Source organism: Rhodococcus sp. NPDC055024 (assembly GCF_053608585.1).
Genome location: NZ_JBSGVT010000029.1, coordinates 17,947 through 27,069 on the forward strand (window position 1 = coordinate 17,947; position 9,123 = coordinate 27,069).

The window sequence follows — 9,123 nt, forward strand, 5'->3', positions numbered from 1 at the left end:
TTTCAGCCTCCGAGCGCTGCGAGGTATTCGCTGTAGAAGAGTGCCAATCCGATTGCCGACGCGATAGCCGCCAGCAACCAGAATCTGATGATCACCGTGGTTTCAGCCCACCCGGCGAGTTCGAAGTGGTGATGGAACGGTGCCATTCGGAACACCCGCCGTCGGCTGGACCGGAACACCGCCACCTGGATCACCACCGACGCGGCCTCCGCGACGAACAGTGCGCCGATGACAACCATCAGCAATTCCGTGCTGGTGGTGATGGACAACCCGGCGAGCATGCCGCCGAGGGCAAGCGAACCGGTGTCGCCCATGAAGATCTTGGCGGGTGCGGCGTTCCACCACAGGAAGCCGATGCACGCGCCGGCGCCGGCCGCGCAGAGCACCGCAAGATCGAGTGGATCGCGGACGTCGTAGCAACCCTTGCCCGGGTTGGTCTCACACGAGTAGCGGAACTGCCAGAACGTGATGATGACGTAGGCGCCGAGAACGAAACTCATCGCCCCGGCGGCCAGACCGTCCAGGCCGTCGGTCAGGTTGACGGCATTGGACCAGGCGCTGACCAGTAGGTAGCAGAACGCGATGAAGACCACGGAACCGAGTGAGACGGTGGCGATGTCACGAACGTACGACAGATGAACACTGCCCGGAGTCAGCCCGTCGTCACCGCGGAACTGAAGGGCCAAGATACCGAAGGCAATTGCTGCGACGAACTGTCCGACCAGCTTCGCTGTCTTGTTCAGTCCGAGATTGCGCTGCTTGCGGATCTTGATGAAGTCGTCGAGGAAACCGACTCCGCCGAGAGCTGTGGTCAGACCCAGAACGAGGAGCCCGGACGCCGATGGCCCCTCCGCGTTGTCCATGCCGAGACCGATGAGGTGCGAGCCGAGATAGCCGGCCCAGATTCCGGTCAGGATCGCGACGCCGCCCATGGTCGGGGTGCCGCGCTTGGCCTGGTGACTGGCCGGACCTTCGGTTCGGATCTCCTGCCCGAAACCTTGTTTCGAGAACGCCTTGATCAGGATCGGCGTGAGCATGATGGAGACCGCGAGCGCGATGCCTGCGGCGAGAAGAATCTGGATCACTGCGAATCCCCGCTGTTCTCGCCGTCAGTGTTCTCGTCACCAGTGTTGTTCTCGCTGCCGGTGTTCTCGCTGCCGGTGTTCTCGCCGTCGGCGCCTGGCGTTGCGGCCAGAATCGCTTCTGCGACCGTCCACAGTTCAACCGACTTGGACGCCTTCACCAGTACGAGATCGCCAGGTTCGAGTTCTGCTTCGAGGATGGCAATTGCCGCAGCTGCGTCGGGCACGACGACGGACTCGTCACCCCACGACCCCTCCATCACCGCTCCTTGATGCATCGCACGTGAGGTGCGGCCCGTTCCGACGACGATCAACTTGCTGACGTCGAGCCTGACGGCAAGGCGACCGATCGCGTCGTGCTCGACCACCGACTCCGGCCCGAGTTCACCCATCTCACCGAGCACAGCCCAGCTACGACGCCCGAAGTGCCGATCCGATCGTGCCATGGACACCAACGCTTTGAGGGCGGCGCGCATGGAATCGGGGTTGGCGTTGTAACTGTCGTTGACAACGGTGACGCCGTCGGCGCGCTCGGTGACTTCCATTCGCCTCGCGGACGCTGCCTTCGTGCCCTCGAGGACACGCGCGATGTCTTCAACCGCGAGTCCGTTCTCGAGTGCGACAGCCGCAGCGGCAAGGGCATTGCTCACGTGATGTTCGCCGTGGACGGCCAGGCGAATACGCACCGAACCCTGCGAACAGTTCAGCGTGAAGGAAGCCCGGGCCTGATCGTCGACGACCACGTCGGTCGCCCGAACGTCGCAGTCTTCCGACTGGCCGACGAATACGATCCGGGCTTTGGTCCGGCTCGCCATTGCGGCGACCATGCGGTCGTCGGCATTGAGGACCGCGACTCCACCGTCAGCTGCCGACGGGAGTGCTTCCACCAGTTCACCTTTGGCGACAGCGATCGCTTCACGCGAACCGAATTCACCGAGGTGAGCGGTACCGACGTTGAGAACGACGCCGATCTTCGGCGGCGCAATCTCGGTCAGCTCGCCGACGTGGCCGACCCCGCGTGCCGACATCTCGAGGACCAGGAAGCGAGTCTTCGCGTCCGCGCGGAGGACCGTCCACGGCAAACCCAGTTCGTTGTTGAACGATCCGGGCGGCGCAACCACCTCACCGCGCTCACGCAACAGCGCTGCAATCAGGTCCTTGGTCGAGGTCTTGCCCGCAGAACCGGTGACACCGACCAGCGTCAGCCCACCATCAGTTGCTGTTCCGTCAGTCGCCAGTTCGTCGACAACTGCTCGGGCCAAAAGACCGAGGGCGTGCAGGACTGCGGCCCCGGATCCGTCGGTGTCGTGTTCGAGCAGCATCACCGCACTGGGACCGTCGTTCGGCACCGAAGGAACGACGATCGCCGGCACTCCGACCGGCCGCGCCGCGAGTACCGCGACGGCGCCTGCCGCCACCGCGGCTTCCGCGTGATCATGGCCGTCGACACGTGCGCCGGGTAGTGCGAGGAAAAGCCCACCTGGGCCGACCTTGCGCGAATCGAATTCGACGGTTCCAGTCACCTGCGTCGACGAATCGTCGACGTCGTGCAGGGTTCCTCCGACGATCTCGGCGATCCGAGAGAGCGTCATCGGGATCATTACTTGCCTCCATGTGCTGTGTTGATCGCGAATCGGCTGATCATTTCGCCCAACACCTCGCGGTCGTCGAACGGGTGTTTGACCCCGTCGATTTCTTGACCTACCTCGTGGCCTTTGCCTGCAACCAGGACAACATCTCCTGGCTGTGCCCACCGGACCGCTTGCTCGATCGCGGTCGCCCGGTCCCCCACTTCACGAACCTCGCCACGTTCGGATTCGGGCACGTCCATGGCGCCTTGCATCACCGAAGCACGAATCTTCGCCGGATCCTCGGTACGGGGGTTGTCGTCGGTGACGATCAGCAGGTCTGCACCTCGCGCACCCGCTTCGCCCATGAGAGTCCGTTTGCCGGCGTCGCGATCCCCGCCCGCACCGACCACCACGGCAACTCGGCCGGGAACCTGGTTGCGCAGCGTGGCGATCACGGCTTCGAGCGCTGCCGGCTTGTGCGCGTAGTCGACCACAGCGAGAAAGCTCTGTCCACGGTCGATCCGCTGAACTCGTCCGGGGACATCCACAGTGCCGAGCGCTCGAACAGCGGCGTCCGGGTCGAGGCCGGCAGCAAAACTGACGGTCAGCGCCAGCGCAGCGTTGGCCACGTTGTATCGCCCGGGGAGGCGAAGCGAGACCGGCCATGATTGTCCGTCGGGCCCGACCAACTCGAAAGTCTGTGAGCCGTCCTCGGCAACCTCGACTGCACCGACCTTCCATTCGGCCTCGGCCGTCGAGGTAGAGACCGTGGTCACTGCATCGCTCTCGTCGGTTGCGGCCAACTCGGCCATACGGCGACCCCATACGTCGTCGACGCAGACGACGGCATGCTCGGCTCGCACCGTCGACTCGGGATCGAACAACCGAGCCTTGGCCTGGAAGTACTCCTCGAAGTCCCGATGGAAATCGAGGTGGTCCTGCGAAAGATTGGTGAAAGCGCCGATGTCGAAGCGGATGCCGTCGACGCGTCCGAGAGCGAGCGCGTGACTGGACACCTCCATGACGACGGTGTCGATCCCCTGCTCCGCCATCACGGCGAACAGAGCATGCAGTTGCGGAGCTTCCGGCGTGGTCAGCGCGCTGGGGACCCGGCGGCCGTCGATGCGAGTCTCGATGGTGCCCACCAGGCCGGGCTTGCGGCCGGCTCCGGCAATCGCTGCTTCGAGCAGGTACGACGTCGTGGTCTTGCCGGACGTGCCGGTGATGCCGACGACCTGCATCTTCTCTGAAGGTCGGCCGTAGATTTCCGCTGAGATCTCGCCGAGCACGTCCCGCGGATTCGGATGAACCAGAACGGGAACGGGACGGTCGGGCGCCTTGTCAGCGGCCTCGATCAATTCCAGGCCGGCCTCGTCGGTCAAGATCGCGGTCGCACCGCGCCCCAGTGCGTCTACGGCGAACTGAGCGCCATGCGTCCTGGCACCGGGCAGAGCAGCGAAGAGGTCATCGGTCACGATTCCCTGCGCACGCAGGTCGACGCCCTTGACGACCACCTCCGGCGACTGTGATCCCGGTTGTCCGACCCATTCGAGGCGAGCCCCGGACAGTTCGGACAGCGCCGTGACCGCGGTAGCAACCGGTTGTGTCGGACGCGTCCCGGGAGCGCCGTCCGAGTTCGACGATTGCAAACGATTCGGCACTGTCACTCGACTCCTGGGAATTGTCGTTGGTCTAAGGCGGTCGTTGGTCGGTCGTCGGTCTATGGCGATCGCAGCGCCAGCAAGGTGCGGCGCACTGCAATGAATGAGATTACTGCGGCGTTTGAGATTACCGTGTCCGGGATTAACCCGAAGACCGTGTCGAACCCCACACCCCGCAATCAGTCCGCCTGCAACACCAACTTGCGACCGGGGTCCGGCGACATCGGAACACTGTCACGCTGCAACATCCACGAGGCGATGTTGTGAAACAACGGCGCTGCCGATTGACCGCCCCCGCCGTCCACGCCGCGAACCGGGGCGTCGAGCATGATTCCGATCACGAATCGAGGATTGTCCGCGGGCGCGATTCCCGCGAAGGTGATCCAGTAGTTGGAGTTGGAGTAGCACTTGCACGCGGGATCCACCTGCTGCGCGGTGCCCGTCTTGCCGCTGACCTGATATCCCTCGACGCCCGCGGCAACACCCGTTCCTCGTTGGTTACCCGTGTCTTCCTGAGTGACCGATCGGAACATGTCCCGAACCGTCGAGGCTGTCTGGGCGCTGACCACCTCGACGCCCTCGGGTTGCGGCGTCTCGGTTCGAGCGCCGGAAGAATCGACAGTCGACTTCACGATCCGCGGAGGAATTCGCACACCGTCGTTGGCAATAGCCTGGTACATCCCCGTCATCTGCAAGGTTGTCATCGACAGACCCTGACCGATCGGCAAGTTCGCGAAGGTTCCGCCGGACCACTGGTCGCGACTCGGAACGCTGCCCGCGCTCTCGCCGGGAAGTCCGACGTCGGTGCGTTGTCCGAGGCCGAACCTGTTCAGCATGTCTGCGTAGCGATCCTCGCCCACTCGCTGAGCGAGCATCAAGGTGCCGACGTTCGAGGACTTTCCGAACACACCGGTAGAGGTGTACGGAGCCACACCGTGATCCCACGCATCCTTGACTGTGGCGCCGGCCATCGTGATGCTGCCCGGGACCTGCAGAACTTCATCCGGAGTTGTCTTACCGTCCTCGATGGCCGCTGCAGCGGTGACGATCTTGTTCACCGATCCAGGTTCGAACGGTGTGCTGACCGACGGATTGCCCATTTCGACTGTCGGCGCGTTCTTGTCGATGCCGATCGCGGGGTTGAAGGTGCTGTCGTTGGACATGGCCAACACCTGCCCCGTCTTGGAGTCCATGACCACAACCGAGGCGTTCTTTGCGCCTGACTTGTCCTTGGCGATCTGAACCTGCTGCTGAACGTAGAACTGGAGATCCGAATCGATGGTCAGTTCGACGCCCGAACCGTTGACGGCCGGTTGCTTGTCACGCCAGCTACCGGGGATCACTGCCCCGTCCGAACCGCGGTCGTAGGTCTCGGATCCATCGGTTCCGGCGAGTGTGGAGTCCATCGAATCTTCGAGGCCGAGCAACCCGTGCCCGTCCCAACCGGTCGCGCCGACGAGATTCGCGGCCAGAGAGCCACCGGGGTACTCGCGGATGTCCTGTCGCTCGAGCCCGACCTCCCGGAACTTGTCCGAGATCTCGGCGGCAACTGCCGGGTCCACGCTGCGCGCGAGGTAGGTGAAAGTTTCGTTGCTGTTCATCTTCTGAAGTAGATCTTTTTCCGGAACGGTATCGCCGAGCTTGGCGTGGATTCCGGCTGCGATCTCAGCGAGGCGATCGCTCACTTCCGGCGCCTGCTTGGCGCCCTCGGCGCCCTGCTCGATGCTCTTGGCGCGCGCTTCCTCGAGCTCCTTGCGTACCCGCACCGGCTGGAAGGTCAGCGCCTTGGCTTCCATGGTGAACGCGAGAGGATTTCCGTTGCGGTCGGTAATCGAGCCGCGTACGGCGGGATCGACCTGCGTCGTGGTTCGCTGATTCGCGGACTCCGCGGCCAGACTCGGCGCATCGATGCCCTGAATCCACAAGAGCTGCAATGCCGCAACGGCGAGCGCACCACACATCGTGATACGACCGACTCGCTGGCGAAACGGGAAGGAGGCGGTAGCCGAGCGGCGCGGACGCCGACCGGGGTTGTTACGGGGGTTCTGACTCACCGACGTTCCTCAGGCGGAGCAGGCACCGCCGTCGTGGTGGCGGGTGCTGTCGTTGTGGGGATCACAGGAACCAATTGTTCACTCTGCGCGAGGTTTCGCGTGTTATTCGGAACGCTCGGCGTGGCTCCTGGGACTACAGGCGGCGTGGTGCGCGGTGGCGTCGAGGTCGGTGCGGGGACCGACGTGGGCGCATCAAGCGGTGGCATAGCTCCGGCAGTCGCGGGAGTCGGCGTTCCGACGACCTCGACCGAACCATCCGGATGCACCACCAGGCGTGCAGGATCCTTGGCCGGAACCATGCCGAGAGCGCTGGCCTGATTTGCCAACTCCGGAGCCGAGTTACGCGACTGGAAGTCACGTTCGAGCGCTGCTTTCTGCTCGACCAAAGACTGGTTGTAAGCACGCGCATCACTGAGTTGGTACGAATCCTCGGCAGCGCGAGTGGTCAGCAGCAGAGTCACCGCAAGACCGATCGACAGCAGTCCGATGACGGAGGCCACGAACGGTACTCGTCCCTTGAGCATCGCCCGAGGGGAGATCGACGGGCCGGCAGCAGCGGCAGTTCCGGTCCGACCAGCCGCCCGTGCGGTGCGCTTCTCGTATGCGCGTTGCGCTGCACCGGATTTGCCCTGACCACTCATGCTCGCCTCCTGGAAATGCGTTCTGCGGCACGCAAACGCACCGGAGCTGATCGTGGGTTCTCTTCGATTTCCTGCTCGGACGCGCGTTCTGCGCCACGGGTGAGAATGCGGAATTCCGGTCCCATTCCCGGCAACTCGACCGGCAGACCTTCAGGACTGGTGGACTTGGAGCGGGGAACCAACTCCGCCTTCACAACTCGATCCTCGAGCGACTGGTAGGACATGAACACCACTCGTCCACCGACTGCCAGTGCGTCGAGCCCGGCAGGCACCGCTGCACGAAGCGAGTCCAACTCGGCATTGACTTCGATCCGCAGCGCTTGGAAGGTGCGCTTGGCCGGGTGTCCACCGGTACGTCGCGTGGCTGCCGGGATTGTCCGGTAGAGCAACTCGACCAGAGCTGCACTGGTGGTGAAAGGTTCACGCTCACGCTGCCGAAGGACCTCGGACGCAATCTTTCCGGCGAATCTCTCTTCGCCGTACGTGCTCAGAATGCGAGCAAGGTCGCCGTGACTGTAGGTGTTGAGAACCTCGGCCGCGGTCAGCCCGACCGTCTGATCCATTCGCATGTCGAGAGGGGCGTCGATCGAGTACGCAAAACCTCTGTCGGCTTCGTCCAGTTGCATCGACGACACACCCAGATCGAAGAGGATCGCGTGAACCGACTCCGTTGACGGCAGACCGGCCTGTTCGAGCGCGTCTTCGATCCCGTCATACGTGGTGTGCACGAACGTGGTTCGGTCTGCGAAGGGCGCCAGACGCTCGGAAGCGATGCGGAGTGCATTGGTGTCACGGTCGAGACCAATGAGATGAAGGCCCGGGTACTTGCCGAGGAAGAATTCGGAGTGGCCGCCGAGCCCCAACGTCGCATCGATCATGTAGGCGCCCGCACCACCGTCACCGACGGCTGTGATGGCAGGGCCGAGAAGATCGTCGGCGCGATGTAGAAGTACAGGGACGTGTGCGAAGCCATCGGCATCCGAGGGTTCGTTCACCTCGTGATCCACCATGATTGCTCCGGCTCCTACTTTCATGATTTCCGATGACTTTTCGAAAAGTTGCTGACTTTCCGAGAAGGCGATGACTGTTCGAGAAGGCGAATGCTTCGAGGTCCCTGCCCGAAGGAGAACCTGGCGCTGGGGAAGTGCGTCAGGGTCTTTCCGGGCAGAGGCCTCGCGGCATTCGCCGGGGGCTCTTCGCCTAGACGATCTCGCTGAGAGATTCGCCTGTTGCCTGCGAATAGTCCTCTTCGTTGTCTCCGAGATACCTCTCCCAGGCTGCTAGATCCCAGATCTCGAGGTAATCGACGGAGCCGGTCACTACGCATTCCTTCGACAGGTTTGCGTAACGCCGATGATCAGCCGAGAGGGTGATTCGCCCCTGGGCATCGGCGTGCTGTTCATCTGTGCCGGCGGCCAGGGCACGTACATACGCCCGAGCTGCCGGATCATTGCGTGGAGCTGCCGCTGCCTTTCGAGCGAGCTTGACGAACTCGTCCCGGGGGTAGATGGCGAGGCTGTGATCTTGACTCTTGGTGATCATCAATCCTCCTGCCAGTTCGTCTCGGAACTTTGCCGGCAACGTGAGCCGACCTTTGTCGTCGAGCTTCGGCGTGAAGGTACCGAGGAACACTCGACACCTCCTGCGAGCTTGCGCTGAAACCCTCCCTATCGAGCGGATAGTGCTTCAGCTCTCCGCCCGAACCCACAGTACCCCACTTTCCCCCACAAACAAGGAGCACATGGTCCCTATTCAGCATCATTTGCTGATAAATAGCAGGTCAGCGCAGGTGGGGAGACGTGGGGGAAATTTGCAACCGTGTCCCGGCCCACATCACCGTCATATCGAGCCTTCACGCCACGATTTGTCGCCCCCCCGGACAAAATCGCAGTACAAGCACGGTTTTCGAATAGACGTGAGCTGGACGAGGTCTGGTCGCGCGTGGCAGTTCGGCCAGGGTGGAGGAAAGTGGAGGACCGGGTGGAGCGAAGTGGAGGAAGCCCGTGGGCACGTCTACGGGTAGCCAGGGTGACGAGTGATTCGCTCGCGCGTCACTGATTCGCCGGTAACCCCGCCAGCGCACAGGACGACACCCACACCAATGCGTGTGGCGG

The 9,123-nt window shown here is 63.2% G+C and carries 7 protein-coding genes; all 7 read right to left on the reverse strand.

The window, feature by feature from the left end; all coding sequences use genetic code 11:
• Window positions 1-2 precede the first annotated feature (2 nt).
• Window positions 3-1,085, reverse strand: coding sequence for a phospho-N-acetylmuramoyl-pentapeptide-transferase (mraY, locus tag ACWF6P_RS31220; RefSeq protein ID WP_003941699.1), 1,083 nt, complete (start codon window positions 1,083-1,085; stop codon window positions 3-5).
• Window positions 1,082-2,683 (reverse strand): UDP-N-acetylmuramoyl-tripeptide--D-alanyl-D-alanine ligase, encoded by a 1,602-nt coding sequence (locus ACWF6P_RS31225; protein ID WP_452623626.1) that lies wholly within the window; start codon window positions 2,681-2,683, stop codon window positions 1,082-1,084. Before ACWF6P_RS31225 ends, mraY begins: the two co-directional genes overlap by 4 nt.
• On the reverse strand, window positions 2,683-4,314 hold the full coding sequence (locus tag ACWF6P_RS31230) for a UDP-N-acetylmuramoyl-L-alanyl-D-glutamate--2,6-diaminopimelate ligase (protein WP_452623627.1): 1,632 nt from the start codon (window positions 4,312-4,314) through the stop codon (window positions 2,683-2,685). The genes ACWF6P_RS31225 and ACWF6P_RS31230 overlap by 1 nt, the downstream gene beginning before the upstream one ends.
• A 179-nt stretch (window positions 4,315-4,493) precedes the next feature.
• The gene (locus ACWF6P_RS31235) at window positions 4,494-6,368 is read right to left on the reverse strand and encodes a peptidoglycan D,D-transpeptidase FtsI family protein (protein WP_452623628.1); all 1,875 of its coding nucleotides are present in this window, start codon (window positions 6,366-6,368) and stop codon (window positions 4,494-4,496) included.
• A complete protein-coding gene (locus ACWF6P_RS31240) occupies window positions 6,365-7,009 on the reverse strand; it encodes a hypothetical protein (protein ID WP_378547129.1) in 645 nt (214 codons plus the stop codon). Before ACWF6P_RS31240 ends, ACWF6P_RS31235 begins: the two co-directional genes overlap by 4 nt.
• Window positions 7,006-8,019 (reverse strand): 16S rRNA (cytosine(1402)-N(4))-methyltransferase RsmH, encoded by a 1,014-nt coding sequence (gene rsmH / locus ACWF6P_RS31245; RefSeq protein WP_230813526.1) that lies wholly within the window; start codon window positions 8,017-8,019, stop codon window positions 7,006-7,008. Before rsmH ends, ACWF6P_RS31240 begins: the two co-directional genes overlap by 4 nt.
• Before the next feature lie 190 nt (window positions 8,020-8,209).
• Window positions 8,210-8,641, reverse strand: a complete 432-nt coding sequence (gene mraZ, locus ACWF6P_RS31250) for a division/cell wall cluster transcriptional repressor MraZ (RefSeq protein WP_003941779.1) — start codon at window positions 8,639-8,641, stop codon at window positions 8,210-8,212.
• Window positions 8,642-9,123: the final 482 nt, after the last annotated feature.

Coding starts and splice junctions, on each gene's coding strand:
- ACWF6P_RS31225 (WP_452623626.1), bottom strand. CDS start 2,683: ATGATCCCGATGACGCTCTCTCGGATCGCCGAGATCGTCGGAGGAACC.
- ACWF6P_RS31240 (WP_378547129.1), bottom strand. CDS start 7,009: ATGAGTGGTCAGGGCAAATCCGGTGCAGCGCAACGCGCATACGAGAAG.
- rsmH (WP_230813526.1), bottom strand. CDS start 8,019: ATGGTGGATCACGAGGTGAACGAACCCTCGGATGCCGATGGCTTCGCA.